Origin of the sequence: Paraburkholderia sp. CNPSo 3281 (assembly GCF_024206515.1) — a bacterium.
Taxonomy (GTDB): domain Bacteria; phylum Pseudomonadota; class Gammaproteobacteria; order Burkholderiales; family Burkholderiaceae; genus Paraburkholderia; species Paraburkholderia nodosa.
On sequence record NZ_JAMBPS010000012.1, the window covers coordinates 13019 to 31492 of the forward strand.

An 18474-nucleotide genomic window follows, 5' to 3' on the forward strand; every position below is an offset into this window, starting at 1 on the left:
CAGCTGCGCGATGCATAACAGTTAAAGGTTCAACGGTTTACGTAGTATTTCTTCCGCCTCGCGCTGCTTCACATCGACCGCAACGCCGAGCGCTTGAGCTTACCGGTCTCGGTGCGCGGCAGCGCGTCGATAAAAGCGATCAGGCGCGGATATTTGTACGCCGCCACGGCGCTCTTCACGAAGTTCTGCAACTCGGCGACCAGGGCGTCGCCGGCGCTGAAGCCCGGGCGCAAGACGACGAACGCCTTCACCACCTGGCCGCGCACTTCGTCGGGCACGCCCGTTACACCGCACTCGGCCACGGCGGGGTGCTGCATGAGTACCGTCTCGACTTCGGGCCCCGCGATGTTGTAGCCCGACGAAACGATCATGTCGTCGGAGCGGGCCTGATAGAACACATAGCCGTCGGCGTCGATGGATACGGCGTCGCCGGGCAGGTTCCAGCCGCCGCGCACGAACACGGCCTGGCGTTCGTCGGCGAGGTAGCGGCAGCCGGTCGGGCCGCGCACGGCGAGATTGCCCGTCACGCCGGGCGGCACCGGCTGCAGGTCATTATCCAGCGCCTGCACGACGTAGCCAGGCACCGCGCGACCGATCGAGCCGGGGCGCACATCGGCGCCCGCGGACGACACGAAGATATGAATCAGTTCGGTGCCGCCAATGCCGTCGATCATCTCGATGCCCGTCGCGTCGCGCCATAGATCGCGCGTGGCCTGCGGCAGCGCTTCTCCGGCGGATACCGTCTTGCGCAGGCTGGCCAGGTCGTACTGCGTGACGAGCGCCGCCATCTGCCGGTAGAACGTGGGCGCGGTGAAGACGATGGTCGCGTGAAAACGCTGGATCGTGTCGAGCAGCAGCGCCGGCGTGAGTTTCTCGATCAGCACCGTCGACGCGCCGACGCGCAGCGGAAAACACAGCAGCCCTCCCAGCCCGAACGTGAACGCGAGCGGCGGCGTGCCGCAGAACACGTCCTCGGCGGTGGGCTTCAGGATGTGGCGCGGGAACAGGTCGCACATCGCGATCACGTCGCGGTGAAAGTGCATGCAGCCCTTGGGCATGCCTGTCGTGCCGCTCGTGAAGGCGATCAGGCAGACGTCGTCGCTGGCCGTGTCGCAGGCCGTGAAGTCGGCGGGCTTGCCTGCCGTGAGCGCTTCCAGCGTGCCTGGCGCCGTGTCGTGAAAGTAGCAGACCTGCTTGATGCCTACGCAAAAGAACTCGTCGGCGGGGTCCATGCAGCGCGCGAGTTCTTCAGTGAGCCGCACATCGCACAGCGCCGCGCATACCTGCGCCTTGTCTGCGATCTGCTTGAGCTCCTTCGCGCGCAAGAGCGGCATGGTGGGAATCACCACGAGCCCTGCCTTGAGCGACGCGAGAAACGCCACGGCCATTTGCAGCGTGTTCGGCCCGCGCAACAGGACGCGGTTGCCCGGCTGCAGCCCCATGTCTTCCACCAGCACGCGGGCGCTGCGATTGACGAGCGCGAGCAGTTCGCCGTACGTGGTGGCTTGCGGCTTGCCGTCGATGTCCGACCAGATGGCCGGGCGCTCGCCGTGCCCGGCCTCGATCGCGCGGTCCAGCAGCTCGACCGCGCAATTCATGCGCGCAGGGTAGGCAACGTCGGGATTGTCGAGCAGCATGTCGGGCCACTGCGACTCGGGCGGCAGATGATCGCGTGCGAACGTATCGACATGGGCGGTGGGTTGCATGGCGTCTCCGGCTGTCTGTGTGAGCGGATCGTTCTGTTGCGTGGGCGGCGGTCTATCGGCGCGTGAGACGCGCGTCGTCGGGAATCACGGCCGTCGCTTCGATTTCCACTTTGGCGTCGTCTTCCATGAGCGCAACCACCTGCACCGCGCTCATGGCGATGTCGTAGTCGCCGATCAGCTCGCGAAACGCGGCGCCAATTTCCTTCAGCGATGCCAGGTATTCCTTCTTGTCGGTGACGTACCATGTCATGCGCACGAGGTGATCGGGCCTGCCGCCCGCGGTTTCGAGAACGGCGACGATATTGCGCAACGCCTGCACGGCCTGCGCGCCGAATTCGCGGCTCGTGAAGCGCGCGTTCTCGTCCCAGCCGATCTGGCCGGCGATATAGACCTGCGTGCCGGCAGCGGCGACGCCGTTGGCATAACCGCGCGGCTTGACCCAGCCTGCGGGAAGAAGGGCTTGTTTCATGTTTCGTCCGGTTCCGTAGAGAAGTGTCGCGCAGCACGCGCTTACGCGGCGTTGTATGCCTTGAGCAAGTCACGCCCGACGATGAGCTGCTGCACCTCGGTCGCGCCTTCGTAAATGCGTAGCGAGCGAATCTCGCGGTAGAGCGACTCGACGATATTGCCGCTTTGCACGCCCATGCCGCCCCAAAGTTGCACGGCCGCATCGATCACCTGCTGCGCGCCTTCGCTTGCATGCCACTTCGCCATGGCGGCTTCGCGCGTCACACTTTCGCCTTGGTCGCGCAGCCACGCCGCGCGATAGACGAGCAGGGCGCTGCTGTCGATGGTGAGCGCCATTTGCGCGAGTTTTGCCTGAGTCAGCTGAAAATCGCCGAGCGTCTGGCCGAACATCTTGCGCGAAGCTGAGCGCGCGAGTCCTTCGGCCATCGCGCGGCGCGCGAAGCCGAGCGAAGCCGCGGCCACCGAGGTGCGGAAAATATCGAGCGTGCGCATGGCGATCTTGAAGCCTTCGCCCGGCGCGCCGAGCATCTGGCTGCGCTTCACGCGCGCGCCGGTGAAGCGCAGGCGCGCGAGCGGATGCGGCGCGATCACGTCGATGCGTTCTGCGATTTCGAGCCCGGGGGTGTCGGCATCGACCACGAACGCGCTGATGCCGCGCGAGCCCGGCGCCTCGCCGGTGCGGGCGAACACCACGTAGAAGTCGGCGATGCCGCCGTTCGAGATCCACGTTTTTTCGCCGTCCAGCACGAAGTCGTCGCCCTCGGCGCGCGCGGCGAGCGCCATCGCGGCGACGTCGGAGCCCGCTTCCGGTTCGGAGAGCGCAAATGCGGCGATCGCTTCGCCGCGCGCTACGCGCGGCAGATAGCGCGACTTTTGCGCTTCGTCGCCGGCCAGCGAGATGGCGCCGGAGCCGAGGCCCTGCATGGCGAGCGCGAAATCGGCGAGGCCCGAGTGCTTCGCGAGCGTTTCGCGCAGCAGGCAGACGGCGCGCGTGTCGATCGTGTCGCCATGGCCGCCGTAAGCGGTGCCCCCCACGCCGTAGCGCAGCCAGCCGGCATCGCCCAGCTTGCGCACGAGCGCGCGGCAGGTCGCATCGACATCGTCGTGCGGCACGTGCGCGAGATGCTCGCGCGCCCACGCTTCGATTCCCGCGCCGAGCGCGCGATGGCGATCTTCGAAGAACGGCCACGCGAGCGCGTCGTGGAGGTTGGTTTCAACGGCAGCGTTCAATTCAGTCCCCTTCAAAAACCGGCCGCGTTTTGGCCGCGAACGCCTCATAGGCGCGGCCGAAATCGCGCGTGGCCATGCAGATCGCCTGCGCCTGCGCTTCGGACTCGATCGCCTCGTCGATGCTCATGGTCCATTCCTGATGCAGCATCGTCTTGGTGATGCCGTGCGCAAAGGTCGGGCCGGACGCGAGATCGGCGGCGAGCTTCTGTGCATCGGCGAGCAGCGTTTCGGGCTCGCAGATCCGGTTGTAGAAGCCCCAGGCGTGGCCTTCTTCCCCGCTTGCGGAGCGGCCCGTATAAAGCAGTTCGGCCGCGCGGCCCTGACCGATGATGCGTGGCAGGATCGCGCACGCGCCCATGTCGCAGCCCGCGAGCCCGACGCGCGTGAAGAGGAACGCGAGCTTGCTGCGCGCCGTGGCGTAGCGCATGTCGGAGGCCATGGCGAGAATCGCGCCCGCGCCGGCGCAGATGCCGTCCACGGCGGCGATGATCGGCTGCGGGCAGTGGCGCATGGCTTTCACGAGGTCGCCGGTCATGCGCGTGAACATCAGCAGTTCGGGCATCGGCAGATCGATGAGCGGCGCGATGATGTCGTGCACGTCGCCGCCCGAGCAGAAGTTTTCGCCTGCGCCATGCAGCACGATAGCCTTCACGTCCGTCGCGTAGGCGAGCTGGCGAAACAGATCGCGTAGTTCTGCATATGATTCGAACGTGAGCGGATTCTTGCGCTCGGGGCGGTTGAGCGTGATGGTTGCCACGCGGGCTTGAACCGACCAGCCGAAGTGTTGCGCCTCATAACCGGCAAGCGTGACGCGGTTGCCCGCGAGGAGCGCTTCGGCGCTGGAACGTGTCGTCAAGATATGTCTCCCGGATCTTTGCAATTGCAGTGTGTTTAGCTTTCGAGCCCGTTGCGCAGATGTTGTTTGAGCTTGCCGAGCCGCTCGTGCATCTTCGACTTCTCGTCGAGCGAGAGGCCGCCGAACAGTTCCACCACCCATTGCTCGTGCGCGGCCGCCATGCGGTCGAAGAGGGCGCGGCCCTCGGGCGTGAGGCGCACCACGAAGGCGCGCCGGTCGTCGGGGGCGACGTCGCGCACGACGAGGCCTTCCTTTTCGAGCTGATCGGTAATGCCCGTGACGTTGCCGCCCGTCACCATCAGGCGGCGCGAGAGTTCCGTCATGCGCAGGCCTTCGGGGTGGCGCTCGAGCTGCGCCATCAGGTCGAAGCGCGGCAGCGTCGTATCGAACTCGACGCGCAGGCGGCGGCGCAGCTCGGCTTGCACGAGGTTCGTCGTGGTGAGCAGGCGCAGCCACAGGCGCAAGCCCATGTGGCTGTCGGCGCCCGTGCTCATTTCCATGTCGACGACATTCCCGGCCGGCTTTTCGACGCCCTTGCGCGGCGCTTTCGTTGCGGCCTTCGCGGTGGCGTTCTTGCGCGTGGATGCGGGCGATGTCATGTGATTTCTCCACCGGAAACGGATATCGACTGGCCCGTGATCGCGGACGATCCAGGCGCGCACAGCCACAGCACCGCGTTGGCGACTTCTTCCGGCGTGACGAAACGCTGCTGCGGGTTGTGGCGCACGAGGATGCCGCGCGCCTCGGCTTCGCTGCGCGAGGTCTTGCGCGTGATCTGCTCGAGCGACGCCTGCAGCAGTTCCGTTTCCGTGTAGCCGGGGCACACGGCGTTTACCGTCACGCCTTGCGTGGCCACCTCGAGCGCGAGCGCGCGTGTCATGCCGATCACGCCATGTTTCGAGGCGCAATAGGCGGCGACATACGGGTAGCCGACCTGGCCCGCCGTGCTCGCGACATTGACGATGCGTCCGGCCTTGCGCGCGAGCATGCCGGGCAGCACCGCGCGCGTGCACAGAAACGCGCCGGTGAGATTCACGTCGAGCATGCGCTTCCACAGCGCGAGGTCGGTTTGCGCGAATGGCGCGGCCTGAGCCTGGCCCGCGTTGTTCACGAGGATATCGACGGCGCCGAGCGTTTCAGCCGCACGCGCGAACGCGGCGTTCACGGCGTCTTCGTCGGTGATATCGACGCTCACGCAAGCCACGTTCTCGCCGCCGGCGAGCGCGGCACGCTGGGCGTCGAGCCGCGCGGCGTCGCGGCCCATCAGCGTGACGCGCGCGCCCGCATGCAGGAGTGCGGCGGCCGTCGCCGCGCCGATGCCGCTGCCGCCGCCGGTCACGACTGCATGACGATCGTTCAGGATTGCCTGGTTCATGCTCACACGGTTCCTTCGGCGCGTTGCGCACGCTCGATCGGCGACAGGCCGGCCGCGGCCGCTGCGGCGGCGCGTTCGCGCTCGATGTTGCGTTCGAGTTGCGTTTTGGCCGCCATGTACTGGTTCGGCCACTTGATGTCGAGATAGCCGATGCGCGCGGCTTCGGTGAGCGTCCACGCGGGGTTGGCCAGGTGCGGCCGCGCCACGGCGCATAGGTCGGCGCGACCGGCCGCGATGATGCCGTTCACGTGATCCGCTTCGGAAATCGCCCCGACGGCGATCGTCGCGATGCCCGCTTCGTTGCGGATGCGGTCGGCGAAGGGCGTCTGGAACATGCGGCCGAAGACGGGCTTTTCTTCCTTGCTCACCTGGCCCGACGAAACGTCGATCATGTCCGCGCCTGCCGCCTTGAACGCGCGCGCGATTTCGATGGCGTCGTCGGGCGTGTTGCCGCCTTCCACCCAGTCGTGTGCCGAGACGCGCACCGAAATCGGCTTGTTTTCCGGCCAGATCGCGCGAATCGCCTTGAAAACCTCGAGCGGATAACGCAGACGATTGTCGAGCGATCCGCCGTATTCGTCCGTGCGCTGGTTCGTGAGCGGCGAGAGGAAACTGGAAAGCAGATAGCCGTGCGCGCAGTGCAATTCGAGCCAGTCGAAGCCCGCTTCGTTCGCCATTTGCGTGGCTTGCACGAATTGCGCCTCGATTTCGCGCAGTTCCTCGGTGCTCGCTTCGTGCGACCACTGGCTCACGCCGCGCAGATATTGCTGCGGCGAAGCGGAGACGAGCGGCCAGTTGCCGTCGTCGAGCGGCTGGTCGATGCCTTCCCATGCCACGCGCGTCGAGCCCTTGGCGCCGGAATGGCCGAGCTGCATGCCGATTTTCGCGTCCGAGTTCGCGTGCACGAAATCGACGATGCGCTTCCACGCCTGTAAATGTTCGGGCGCATACATGCCGGGGCAGGCGGGCGTGATGCGAGCATCGGGCGAGACGCAGGTCATCTCGGTCATCACGAGCGCGGCGCCGCCCATGGCGCGCGCGCCCAGATGCATGAGGTGATAGTCGCCGGCTACGCCGTCATGGGCGGAGTACTGCGCCATCGGCGAGACGATCACGCGGTTTTTCAACGTCACGCCACGCACCGTATAAGACGTGAACATGGGCGGCACGGCACGCGCCTCGCCACCCGCGCGCTGCGCGAGCCACGCTTCGAAGCCGGCCAGATAACGCGCGTCGCGCTCGCGCAGATTTTCGTGCGAAATGCGCTGCGAGCGCGTGAGCAGCGAATAGGCGAACTGCTCCGGATCGAACTTCGCGTAGCGGTCCACGTGCTCGAACCACTCGGTGGAATTGCGCGCGGCGTTCTGAATGCGCAGGACGTCCACGCTACGCACGTTCGTGTAGTGCGTGAGCGCCGCGCGCAGATCGCCGGGATGAGCTTCCATGCTGTTGGCGAGTTCGATCGCGTCTTCGAGCGCGAGCTTCGTGCCCGAACCGATCGAGAAGTGTGCGGTGTGCGCCGCGTCGCCCATCAGCACGACGGGCGTTTCCTTGCCGTCGGCCGCGGTTTTCCAGTGCACCCATTCGCGATTGACCACGCGCGGAAAGCGGATCCATTGCGACGAGCCGCGCAGATGCGACGCATTCGAGCGCAGCGCGTGGCCGTCGAGATAGCGCGCGAACAGCTTCTCGCAGAACGCGATGCTGTCTTCCTTGCTCATGGTGTCGAGGCCGGCTGCGCGCCACACGTGATCGGGCGTTTCGACGATGAACGTCGATGTGTTGTCGTCGAAGCGGTAGGCGTGCGCCTGGAACCAGCCCCATTCGGTTTCCTCGAACGCGAACGTGAACGCGTCGAAGAGTTTCGACGTGCCGAGCCACACGAAGCGGCAATTGCGCAAATCGATATCGGGCTGATACGTGGCGGCGTACTTCTGGCGTGTGGCGCTGTTCAGACCGTCGCTCGCGATGATGAGGTCCGCATGGGCGAGGTCGTCGTCCGTGATCTGCGACTCGAACACGAGCTTCACGCCGAGCGCTTCGCAGCGCGCCTGCAGGATGTTGAGCAAACGCTTGCGGCCAATGCCACAGAATCCATGGCCCGACGAGCGGATCGCGCTGCCGCGAAAGTGAATCTCGATGTCGTCCCAATGGTTGAAGGCGTCGAGAATTTCGTCCGCGCTTTCGGGGTCGGCCGCGCGCAGGTTGCCCAGCGTCTGGTCCGAGAACACCACGCCCCAGCCGAATGTGTCATACGGGCGGTTCCGTTCGATCACGGTGATTTCGTAGTCGGGGTGACGGCGCTTCATCAAAAGGCCGAAATAGAGGCCTGCGGGCCCGCCACCCATGCAAACAATGCGCATGCTCGCTCCTTCGTTCAGTCTGCAAGGTCAATGTAGGTCCAATTACTTTAGGTGTCAAGTAATTCGCAGGCGGGGGCGGGATGACCCTGGGCGCGGCGGTGAATCTTCGGAATATTTCCGGAACCCTCGGCGCGGCGCGGCGTCAACTTGCCATGACGCGAGCAAAGGGAACATGCAGGCTTTCGCACGCCTTTCCACGAGGCGCGGCGGCCGAAATGTCGCGACGGCGCAGAGGTGAAGCCGCAGGATGTGGCACCAGAAAAGGGCGGGCGCTGACTCGGCGTGCATGGCGCGCACCGTCCGGGCGTGCGTGCGCGACCGCGTGGAAGCGCGAAGTGGGTGAAATGCTTACCATGGGTTACGCAGCCGCATTTCGTGTCGAGCTGGCATTAAAGTCGCTTGGTGAGGCGGTGCTCTGGCGCAGCCTTTTACGGAATCCTTTCATGCGTTGTGCGTGCGGCGACGAATCGATCAGGCATCCTTACAAAAAGACTCATAAAGCTGACAGCTTCATCGAACCGAAGTCGCGCACCCCTTCAATCGTAATGTTCGACACGAACGGGAGTCGTCACCAGTGAGTCAGACAGCGAAGCGATCGATCGAAATCGACTTTTTCCGCGGTTTCGCATTGATTTCCATCGCGCTCGATCACATTCCTTCCAGCGTGCTTTCGCATGCGATGCTGCACAACTTCGCGTTCTGCGACTCCGCGGAAATTTTCGTGTTCGTGAGCGGCTATGTATGCGCGGCGAGTTGGCTCGCCATTGCCGGGAGAAAGGGCGAGGGCGCGGCCAACCGGCGCTTCTGGCGTCGCGGGCGCGAGATCTACGCCGCCTACCTGTGCACCGCTGCGCTCATGCTGCTGTCGGGCGCCGCCGCGGTGATGCTGCGGGTGGATTCGCCGCTGGTGACGGAGTCGGGTTATCTGCGCTTCGCCGCGCAGCCGTTCACGATGCTCGCCAATATCGCGGTATTTCGCGACCAGCCCTATCTGGCCGGCGTGCTGCCCATGTACATCATGCTCGTGATGATCTTGCCATTCGTGATGCCGCTTGCGCGCCGCTCGCCCGATCTCGTGCTCGTGGGCAGCTTCGTGCTGTGGTTCGGCGGGTGCTGGCTAGTGGGTTATTTGCCTACCGCGCCCGGCGCCATCTGGCCGTTCAACCCGTTTGCCTGGCAGGCCATGTTCATGCTGGGCCTGCTGTGCCGCATCTATCCGGTGTCGCGCGCGTTCCAGGTCTCGTGGACGGGCCGCGCGTTGACGGCGTTCGCGCTGGTGCTTGTCGCCACGTTCGCGTTCATCCAGTTGTTCGCCGATCTGGACGCTCAGCCTGGCTACATGAAACAGAATCTCGCGAGCGTGCGCATCGTGAACTTCGCCGCCGTGGCCTGGCTCGCCGCGCAGGCGGTGCGCAAGGGCTGGATAGCATGGCTTGCGCAACACCTGCCGGCCGTCGTCACCGTGGGGCAGCAGGGCCTCGTCTGTTTCGTGGGGGGCGCGGTGGCTTCGAACCTCATCGACACGCTGTTGCGTGCAACGCACGTCACCGCTTCCTTGCCCGCACGGCTCGCGGGCGATGTGCTCGCGGTCGGCGCATTGCTGGTCCTCGCGGGTAGCGTGCGGCGCCTGAAAGCGGTACGGCCGCGCGTCGCGCTCACGTGAAGCGCGACGGCGACAATTCAAAGGTGAGGGTTTGCGGGAGCCTCCGTGGCTGCATTCAAGGTGCATTCACTGCGCAACGCGCTCACGCCTTGCCGAGTTCGCGCACGTCGGTGGCGGGCACCGATCCGAATGCCTCGCTCAACGCATAGTCGATCAATTGCTGCGCGGCCGCTTCGGGCGTGGACAGCAAACCGTTCTGCTTGAGCTGTTCGAAGCGCTCGCGCATCGGGAACTGGTCGACGGCGGTCGCGCGGATCGCCTCCTGCATGCCGGTGTCGATCACGCCCGGTGCGATGCTGCAAATGCGCACGCCGGCTGGCGCGTCGAGGGCGACGGCACGCGCATGATGGTCGAGCGCGGCCTTGCTCGCGCAATACACGCTCCAGCCCGCATACGCGTTGCGCGCGGCGCCGCTCGAAATATGCACGATGCGGCGCGACGCGCTCGCGCCGAGCGCGGGCGTGGCGGCAAGCGCATTCGCGAGCATCAACGGCGCCGCCACGTTGAGCGTCACGGCGCGGGCAATGGCGAGCGGGTCCTGCGCGCCGAGCGGCGCAATGGGCTCGACGGCGCCCGCGTTGTTGAAGAGCAGCACGCACTGCGCGCCGTGCGCGAACGCATCGAGCGCGTCGCCCGCCAGCCAGCGCTCGAGTGCGGCAGGATCGGCGAGGTCCACGACGGTCTCGGAGAACCGTTCCGGATGGCGGGAAGCCAGTTCCGCATGTGCGCCGCGGCCGAGGCCGAGCACCTCGAAGTCCCGTTGCAGCAGCGATTGCGCGAGCGCCGCACCCAATCCGCGCGTATGGCCGGTCACGATGGCGCGCATGGTGGAACGGGGGGCGGATGTCGAAATCGTCATGGTGTCGTGATGAAAAAAGGATGCGATCCTTGCGCACGCAAGGTGTTGACGCTTGATATCCGAGGGATTTTGCCGCGCGCCGCGTGGATTCGCGGTGCGGCGCGGCGCGCGACGGCGGACTCAAAACCGGCCGCGGCAAGCGATTGCCCGGTTGGGTCGGCCGCGTTTTCGGTATCATAGCGTCCGGTTCCATATGGAAGAGATCTGGACGTGAAAGCCGCATCGCAACAACGCCGTACCCTGAGCTTCAAGGAAGGTCTTCTTGAGATCAAGAAGAGCATGGGGGGCGGCTCAGGCCAGCCAGCCGAAGAACAGGCGCAAAAATCGCAAGGCAAGCCCGCTCACAAGGGCGCGAAGGGCCATGGCGGCTCGCAAGCCCAAAAGGGCCCGCGTGCGCCGAGAGACGGTTCGGCGGCCGCTGGCGCGGCCGGCGGCAAGGACGAGCGTGCGCGCTCGCGCCACGGCCGGCCTCAGGGCGCGCGAGCGCAGGAGCAGAATCAAGGCGAGCAGGGGCAGCGAGCGCAGCAGCCGCGCCGGCCGCAGCAGCCGAAGCCTGCCCGCGGGCCTGAGGCGGCCGAGCGTTCCGGGCAGCAGCAGCGCCGCCGTCCGGCCCGTCCCCAGCAGCCGCCGGCCGCGAATCTGAGCGAGGCCGAAAAGGCGCGCATGGAGCGCAACCGCCAGCTCAACACGGTCTGGAACGTGTTCGCGAAGCACTACCCGGCGTTCCGCGACCGTTTGCCGCTCAAGATCGGCGTCGCCGAGGACCTCGTCGCGCGTCACCCCGAGTACGAGCGCACGATGATCGTCGCCGTGCTCAAGCGCCATGTGAACCATCCGCGCTATCACGAGCGTGTGGCCGCGGGCGGCTCGCGCTACGAGCTCGACGGCACGGCCTCGGAGGGCGCGGGCATCGATCCGTCGCACGTCGGCCGAGCGAATGCGGCGCTTGCGCGTCAGAAGGCCAAGGCCGAGGCGCAAGCCAAGGCGCGCGAAGAGGGCAAGGCCCAGCCCGAGGCCAAGGACGACGCCAAGGCCGAGGCGAAGACCGAACCCGCGCCCCAGCCCGAAGCCCACAGCGCAGAGCCGCAAGCCCCGTCCAACGCGCCGGAAGCCGCGGTCCAGCAAACGGAAAACGGCGAGACGCCCGCAAGCGGCGCCTGAGCCCGCGCGCCGGAAGTTCCGCCTTCGAAACGCCCCTCTCGCGGCACCGCCGTGCGAGGGGCGTTCGCACGTCCGGCGAGGCGCTGCCGATCGATGCGTGCGCAACGTTCGCCACACACGTCGGCCTTCGTATCGTGATCTCGGGGTGATTTCGGCGCGCATCGCATGTGCGCCGATCCCGCACAAGGCAGGCTAAACGAAGCAGGAAGCGGTGTTAGCGCGCGTTGGCCGAAGCGGCGTTTTGCACGGCAGCCAGTGCGGAGGCCTCCGATGTCACGGAGGGGGCGGCGGCAGGCGCGGATGCGCCGATCGCGGCGGTTGCCGCCGCAGCCGCAAAGGCGGAAGCCGCCGAAGCCGCCAGTCCGACGCTCGCCGGCGCATCGCTCGCGGCAGGCGCGCTAGCGGTGTCGAGCACCCGGCTGAACTCCACGGCGCGCGTGCGGATCTTTTCCGCATAGGCCTTCGAGCCGCCATAGTTCTTCATCGCGGCGTTGAGGTCGCCGCCGGCGGCCCGCTGGTAGCCATAGAGGATCGACGAGCCAACGTCGATGTTGACCTCGGGGTTGGTGAGATCCTTGTTGTGCAGAAGATTGCGATGCGCTGACGGCACCACCTGCATGAGTCCGGTCGCGCCATTCGCGCCGTGCGCCTTCTCGCGAAAGCGCGACTCGATCGAGATGATGGCGAGCAGCACCGCAGGCGGCAGCGAATATTTCTCGGCGGCGCCCGTGACGGCTTGCGAGATTTGCGCGGCTTTCTCTTTCGCGATACCGAACTTTTGCGTGAGGTATTTCGAAACCGCGACGGACATTGCACTGGAACTTGCGGGAGCAACCTCGCTCGCAGCCGATGCGCTGACGATGTCACTAGCGGGCGCCTGCTGCGCCTGCGCGGCCGTGGTCTGCACGAGGCCCGGCAACAGGACGAGCAGGCAGAGTAACTGCCTCATGGCCGGTGCATAGGAGAAAAAGAAGGCGCAAGTATAACCGGCCCCGATTAATGAGGCCGGCTGCGTGTCATCCCGTTTTCACATCCCTGATCGGTGTCGGGGCCGGGCGTCGCGCCCGGCGCGGCTTCTGGCAGCGTTCAGGCCGGGTTCAGTCCTTCTGCACCGAGGCCTTCCAGATTTCGTCGATGCTCGCGGCGAGCGCGGCGTCGAACTCGGCGTCGCTCATCGACTTCGTGAGGTCGTTGATGAGCGCGCGCGAAAAGCTGGCAATCATGCGATGGTTTTTGGCGAGACGCGCACACGCGTCGGTGCGCGAATAGCCGCCGGAGAGCGCCACCACGCGCACCACGCGCGGATGTTCGATGAGCGGCAGATAGAAGTCGGGCGTATCGGGAATCGTGAGCTTGATCATCACGTTCTGCGAGGCGGGCAGCGCGTCGAGCCCCTTGAGCAGTTCGTCGCGCAACAGCTTCTCGGCCTTGGCCTTGTCGGGTGCCTTGATCGAGACTTCGGGCTCGAGAATCGGCACGAGTCCGTGCGCGGATATCTGCGCACCAAATGCGAACTGCTGCGCGGCGATCGATGCGATGCCCGAAGGCGAGGCATGCTCGATTACCGAGCGCATCTTGGTGCCGAAAATGCCGGCCTTCACCGCGCGTTCGAGCAGGGCGTCGAGGCCCGGAATCGGCTTCATGAGGCGCACGCCGTCGGCCTCGGCCTCGAGCCCCTTGTCGACCTTGAGGAACGGCACGACGCCGCGCTCGTTCCAGAGGAAGTCGGGCACGGGCTTGCCTTGGGCCTGACCATCCATGGTCGCTTCGAAGAGGATCGCGCCAATCACCTTTTCGCCCGTGAACGCGGGGGCACTGACGATGCGCACCCGCATTTCGTGGATGAGGCGGAACATTTCGGCGTCGCCGCTATACGCGCTTTCGGCGATGCCGTACTGCCGCAGCGCGCCAGGCGTCGAACCGCCGCTCTGGTCCAGCGCGGCGATGAAGCCCGGTTTGTCGCGCATCTGCGCAAGCATTTGCTCGTTTGCCATCCTCGTATCTCCCGTATTGGGGCGCCCTTGCGGGCGCGGTTACTCGAATCCGGTCGCCGCCTGCTGCGACGAGTGTACTTGCGCCGCTGCGCCGCGTCTTTGCCATTATGTGGGCATGGCCGCGCAGCCGCACTGAAGAAGGGAAACGATAAACCGTAGCAATTGCGGTGCCAGGGGCAGCGGCACGTGACGTCACACGATGACTTGCGCCTGCGCGCTGCGGTCGTTCGCGAGCAGCGCCGAGAGCTTGCGCAGCGCCGCCTGCAACGCTTCGCGGCCGCCCGTCGCGCCGAGAGAAATGCGGATCGCATTCGCGGTTTCCGCGCCTTGCTGGAACGCCGTGGAGGGCGCCACGGCGAGTCCCTCGGTGCTCGCGGCCGCGGCCAGTTCGCGCGCCTGCCAGTAGCGCGGCAGCGTGTACCAGAGATGAATGCCCGCGCCCGCCGACGATCCCAGCGTGTGCGCCGCGATGCGCTGGCGCTCGCGCGCTTCGGCCTTCACGTCCGCGAAGATCTGCTCGGCTACGCCTTCCTCGATCCAGTGCGTGGCGAGCGCGTTGGTGAGCGGCGCGGCCATCAGCGAAAACGTGCGCAGCGCGGTCACGAGGCGTGTGCGTGCCTCTTCGTCGGGCAGCGCGAGATAAGCCGTGCGCAGGCCGGGCGAGAGCGTCTTGGAAAGCGTCGCGAGATAGCAGACCTGAGCGGGCGCGAGCCGGGCAAACGGCGCGGGCGCATCGGGTACGAAACGCCAGTAAGGATCGTCTTCGACGATCCGCGCGCCGCAGCGCTGCGCCACCCTCAGGATTTCCAGGCGGCGCGTCTCCGGCATGGTCGCTGTCGTCGGGTTCTGCAACGTGGGGTTCAGGTAGATGAGCCGCGCCGCGTGCTCGCGGCAAGCCGCTTCGAGCGCGTCGGGGCGCATGCCGTGGGCATCGACGGCAACGGGGAGGATACGGCGGCCCAGTTGCGCCGCCGCGTGCGGCAGGCCCGGATAGAGCAGCGGCTCGGCGAGGATGACCTCGCCCGGCTGCGTGAAGGCGAGGATGAGCGCGGCAAGCGCCGCCTGTGCGCCGGGACAGACCACCACGCGATCGGGCGCGACGTGGCCGAGCATGGGCTGCAGCCACTTCGCGCCCGCCTGCCAGTCGGCGCGGCCGCCGCCGCCCATGTGGTAGGTCATGAGCAGATCGGCGTCGCTGCGCACCAGCACGCGCGCCATGCCTTCACGCAGCAGCGCATTCATGTCGAGGCCGGCGGCCGCGGGCGGGATATTCATGCTGAGGTCCACGCGCTGGAGCAGCTCGGCGCGCGGCGCGGCGATGAAGGTCCCCAGCGGCCCGCGCGCCTCGATCAGCCCGCGCCGCCGGGCTTCGTTGAAACCGCGCGTGACGGTGGTCAGATCGACCGCAAGCAGGGTGGCGAGACTGCGCTGCGCGGGCACGCGCTCGCCGGGGCGCAGTTGGCCTTGCGCCACCGCGCCCTCGATGAAATCGGCGAGCCGCAGGTAGCGCGGGCCGTTGCCGGACTGCATCGCCGCGGCCCATGCATTGATCTCGCCGGCGCTTTCGGCAGGTTGGTCGTGTGTCATTCTGTCGCGGATGTATGCGTCATGTCTTACTCTAGCATGCGTGCATGAAGCGCGTAAATCCATACATATAGGCTATGTATGGCTTCTGCGGCGGCCCTCCGGGGCCGCTCGTGCGGCAGCAGAGTGAGCACGTATGGATGGGTTTGCGCGAACGTCAACCTTGGAACCAGACATGCGCAATCCAGACCCTCGCTCGGGGCGGGCCGCTACGGCCGGCCCGCCTTCTTCGTCCCGTCCACCCCTGATTACCCGCTTTCTGCGCCGCGCCGCTCTCGTCGCGGCGGGCGCACCGCTCGTGCTACTCAGCGGCTGCAACATGGCGCTGCTCGCCCCGAAGGGCGACATCGGCGTGCAGGAAAAGAACCTGATCCTGATCGCGCTCGGCCTGATGCTGCTCGTCGTGATTCCCGTGATCGTGCTCACGCTGTGGTTTGCGTGGCGCTACCGCGCTTCCAACACGAACGCGACTTACGCGCCGCGCTGGTCGCATTCCACGGTCATCGAAGTGGTGGTGTGGACGATTCCCTGCGTGATCGTGCTCACGCTCGCCGTGCTGATCTGGCGCACGACGCACTCGCTCGACCCGTATCGCCCGATCGAATCGCAAACGAAGCCCGTGCGCGTGGACGTGGTCGCGCTCAACTGGAAGTGGCTCTTCATCTATCCGGATTACGGCGTGGCCTCCGTGAACCAGCTCGCAATTCCCGTGGATACGCCCGTTGAGTTCAACCTCACCGCCGAGTCGCTGATGAACTCGTTCTTCATCCCGCAACTGGGCAGCCAGGTGTATGCGATGCCGGCCATGCAGACGAAGCTGCACCTCATCGCGAACGAGCCCGGCATCTATGCGGGCCGCTCGGCGGCGTTCAGCGGCCCGGGCTTCTCCGACATGCATTTCGAAACGCTGGCCAAGAGCCGCGCCGACTTCGACGCCTGGATCGCGCAGGCGAAGGCGTCGCCCACGATGCTGAGCCGCGCGGCCTACGAACAGCTCGCGTTGCCCGGCGAAAAGACGCCGGTGACGCTCTATTCGAACGTCGCGCCGGGCCTGTTCGACGGCGTGGTCGGCAAATACATGCGCGACGTGCACGGCAACCCGATTTGCGGCACGGTCCCCACGGTCCCAAGCACAGTCCCTGGCACAGGCGCCCCGGCGCTCACGCTCAACCGTAGTGCCATCCTGGCAGCGGAGTAATCACACCATGTTCGGAAAACTCACGCTCGACGCCGTTCCCTGGCACGAGCCGATCATCATGGGCACGGGCGCCGTCGTGGCGCTCGGCGGCCTTGCCTTGCTCGCCGCGATCACGATCGCGGGCAAGTGGGGTTATTTGTGGCGCGAGTGGATCACGTCGGTCGATCACAAGCGTATTGGTGTCATGTACATCATTTTCGCGGTCGTCATGCTGCTGCGCGGTTTCGCCGACGCGATCATGATGCGCGCGCAACAAGCCATCGCGTATGGCGACGCCGCGGGCTATCTGCCGCCGCATCACTACGACCAGATCTTCACGGCGCACGGCGTCATCATGATCTTCTTCGTGGCCACGCCCCTCATTCTCGGCTTGATGAACGTGGTCGTGCCGCTGCAGATCGGCGCGCGCGACGTGGCCTATCCGTTCGTCAACTCGCTCTCCTTCTGGCTTTCGGTGGTGGGCGCGGTGCTCGTGATGGTTTCCATGTTCGTGGGCGATTTCGCGGCCACGGGCTGGGTGGCCTATCCGCCGCTCTCGGAGCTTGGCTACAGCCCGACAGTCGGTATGGATTACTACATATGGTCGCTGCAGCTATCGGGCCTCGGCACCACGCTCTCGGGCATCAACTTCATCGTCACGATCCTGCGCATGCGCGCGCCGGGCATGGACATGATGAAAATGCCGGTGTTCGTGTGGACGGCGTTCATCACCAACATCCTGATCGTCGCGGTGTTCCCGGTGCTCACCGCCACGCTCGCGCTGCTCACGATGGACCGCTACTTCGACATGCACTTCTTCACGAACGAGCTGGGCGGCAACGCGATGATGTACATCAACCTGATCTGGGTCTGGGGTCACCCGGAGGTGTACATCCTCATCCTGCCCGCATTCGGTGCGTACTCGGAAATCATTGCGACGTTCTCGGGCAAGCCGCTGTTCGGCTACAAGTCGATGGTCTATGCCACGGCGTCGATCGGCATTCTTTCGTTCTTCGTGTGGCTGCACCACTTTTTTACGATGGGCTCGGGCGCGAACGTCAATGCGTTCTTCGGCATCATGACCACGGTCATTTCGATCCCGACCGGCGTGAAGCTCTTCAACTGGCTCTTCACGATGTATCGCGGCCGCATCCGCTATCACAGCGCCACGCTCTGGACCATCGGCTTCATGGTGACGTTCGCCGTGGGCGGCATGACCGGCGTGCTGCTGGCCGTGCCGGGCGCGGACTTCGTGCTGCACAACTCGCTCTTTCTCGTCGCGCACTTCCATAACGTGATCATCGGCGGGGTGGTGTTCGGCTGTCTTGCGGGTGTGAGCTTCTGGTTCCCCAAGGTGTTTGGCTTCACGCTCAACGAGTTCTGGGGCAAGGTGTCGTTCTGGTGCTGGCTGATCGGCTACTGGCTCGCGTTCACGCCGCTCTACATTCTCGGCTTCGAAGGCATGACGCGCCGCATGAATCACTATGAGGTGGCCGAGTGGCATCCGTGGCTCGTGGTGGCGCTCGTGGGTGCCGTGTTCGTGGGCCTCGGCATTCTCTCGTTCATCGTGCAGATCGTGGTGAGCCTGCGCGATCGCGAAGCGAACCCCGACGTGACCGGCGACCCGTGGGATGGCCGCAGCCTCGAGTGGTCGACGGCTTCGCCCGCGCCGTTCTACAACTTCGCGGTGCTGCCGGAGATCACTTCGATGGAGCAGCACTGGGACAACAAGGAAGCGGGCCGCGCCTACGTGCAGCCGGCGAAGTACGAGGACATCCATATGCCGCGCAACACGGGCGCGGGCTTTATCATCGCCGCGTTCAGCCTGCTGTTCGGTTTTGCGATCGTGTGGCACATGTGGCTGTTCGCGGCGGTGGGCCTCATCGGCATGATCGCCACGTTCATCGTGCGCACCTACAACCAGGACGTGGATTACTGGGTTCCGGCCGCCGAGGTCGAGCGCATCGAGAACGCGCGGTTCAGACAACTTGGCATCCAGCGTTTCGATCAATCCGAACACATCGAGGAGATGGCGTAA

General features: G+C 65.8%; 16 protein-coding genes. 5 read left to right on the plus strand and 11 right to left on the minus strand.

All coding sequences use genetic code 11. From position 1 onward, the window contains the following. Nucleotides 1–68: 68 nt before the first annotated feature. The 7 genes from M3I56_RS14945 to M3I56_RS14975 are packed head-to-tail and all read right to left on the minus strand — an operon-like array spanning nt 69 to nt 7998. The gene (locus tag M3I56_RS14945) at nt 69–1706 is read right to left on the minus strand and encodes an AMP-binding protein (RefSeq protein WP_254354622.1); all 1638 of its coding nucleotides are present in this window, start codon (nt 1704–1706) and stop codon (nt 69–71) included. Nucleotides 1707–1758: 52 nt separating this feature from the next. After that, nucleotides 1759–2175: a RidA family protein gene (locus M3I56_RS14950; protein ID WP_254354623.1), complete on the minus strand. Its 417-nt coding sequence runs from the start codon at nt 2173–2175 to the stop codon at nt 1759–1761. 41 nt (nt 2176–2216) lie between these two features. Next, nucleotides 2217–3404, minus strand: coding sequence for an acyl-CoA dehydrogenase family protein (locus M3I56_RS14955; RefSeq protein ID WP_254354624.1), 1188 nt, complete (start codon nt 3402–3404; stop codon nt 2217–2219). A 1-nt stretch (nt 3405) separates the two neighbouring features. Continuing rightward, a complete protein-coding gene (locus tag M3I56_RS14960; protein ID WP_254354625.1) occupies nt 3406–4260 on the minus strand; it encodes an enoyl-CoA hydratase family protein in 855 nt (284 codons plus the stop codon). Nucleotides 4261–4295: 35 nt separating this feature from the next. Next, nucleotides 4296–4859, minus strand: coding sequence for a MarR family winged helix-turn-helix transcriptional regulator (locus M3I56_RS14965; RefSeq protein WP_028203619.1), 564 nt, complete (start codon nt 4857–4859; stop codon nt 4296–4298). Beyond that, on the minus strand, nt 4856–5635 hold the full coding sequence (locus M3I56_RS14970) for an SDR family NAD(P)-dependent oxidoreductase (protein ID WP_254354626.1): 780 nt from the start codon (nt 5633–5635) through the stop codon (nt 4856–4858). Before M3I56_RS14970 ends, M3I56_RS14965 begins: the two co-directional genes overlap by 4 nt. A gap of 2 nt (nt 5636–5637) precedes the next feature. Then, nucleotides 5638–7998 carry a bifunctional salicylyl-CoA 5-hydroxylase/oxidoreductase gene (locus tag M3I56_RS14975; protein WP_254354627.1) on the minus strand — a complete coding sequence of 787 codons (2361 nt, stop codon included), beginning with the start codon at nt 7996–7998 and terminating at the stop codon, nt 5638–5640. 80 nt (nt 7999–8078) lie between these two features. Between M3I56_RS14975 and M3I56_RS14980 the strand changes: the two genes are divergently transcribed. Both M3I56_RS14980 and M3I56_RS14985 read left to right on the plus strand, forming a co-directional pair. Further along, a complete protein-coding gene (locus tag M3I56_RS14980; protein ID WP_254354628.1) occupies nt 8079–8576 on the plus strand; it encodes a hypothetical protein in 498 nt (165 codons plus the stop codon). Further along, on the plus strand, nt 8573–9661 hold the full coding sequence (locus tag M3I56_RS14985) for an OpgC domain-containing protein (RefSeq protein ID WP_254354629.1): 1089 nt from the start codon (nt 8573–8575) through the stop codon (nt 9659–9661). The genes M3I56_RS14980 and M3I56_RS14985 overlap by 4 nt, the downstream gene beginning before the upstream one ends. An 82-nt stretch (nt 9662–9743) precedes the next feature. Here the strand turns inward: M3I56_RS14985 and M3I56_RS14990 are convergent, their stop codons facing one another. Beyond that, on the minus strand, nt 9744–10520 hold the full coding sequence (locus M3I56_RS14990; RefSeq protein ID WP_254354630.1) for an SDR family oxidoreductase: 777 nt from the start codon (nt 10518–10520) through the stop codon (nt 9744–9746). Nucleotides 10521–10730: 210 nt separating this feature from the next. Between M3I56_RS14990 and M3I56_RS41370 the strand changes: the two genes are divergently transcribed. Further along, nucleotides 10731–11681: a ProQ/FINO family protein gene (locus M3I56_RS41370; protein WP_254354631.1), complete on the plus strand. Its 951-nt coding sequence runs from the start codon at nt 10731–10733 to the stop codon at nt 11679–11681. A 214-nt stretch (nt 11682–11895) separates the two neighbouring features. Here the strand turns inward: M3I56_RS41370 and M3I56_RS15000 are convergent, their stop codons facing one another. The 3 genes from M3I56_RS15000 to M3I56_RS15010 all read right to left on the minus strand — a co-directional run bounded on the left by M3I56_RS15000 (nt 11896) and on the right by M3I56_RS15010 (nt 15262). Continuing rightward, a complete protein-coding gene (locus M3I56_RS15000; RefSeq protein WP_254354632.1) occupies nt 11896–12630 on the minus strand; it encodes a transglycosylase SLT domain-containing protein in 735 nt (244 codons plus the stop codon). Between the two features lie 148 nt (nt 12631–12778). Then, a complete protein-coding gene (locus M3I56_RS15005; protein WP_254354633.1) occupies nt 12779–13675 on the minus strand; it encodes a fructose bisphosphate aldolase in 897 nt (298 codons plus the stop codon). A 192-nt stretch (nt 13676–13867) separates the two neighbouring features. Then, nucleotides 13868–15262, minus strand: a complete 1395-nt coding sequence (locus M3I56_RS15010; protein ID WP_254354634.1) for a PLP-dependent aminotransferase family protein — start codon at nt 15260–15262, stop codon at nt 13868–13870. Nucleotides 15263–15434: 172 nt separating this feature from the next. Here M3I56_RS15010 and cyoA point away from each other — a divergent pair, with 172 nt between their 5' ends. Both cyoA and cyoB read left to right on the plus strand, forming a co-directional pair. After that, nucleotides 15435–16457, plus strand: a complete 1023-nt coding sequence (gene cyoA / locus M3I56_RS15015; RefSeq protein ID WP_302056853.1) for a ubiquinol oxidase subunit II — start codon at nt 15435–15437, stop codon at nt 16455–16457. Nucleotides 16458–16464: 7 nt separating this feature from the next. Next, entirely contained in the window at nt 16465–18474 is a 2010-nt protein-coding gene (gene cyoB, locus M3I56_RS15020; protein ID WP_254354635.1) for a cytochrome o ubiquinol oxidase subunit I, read from the plus strand.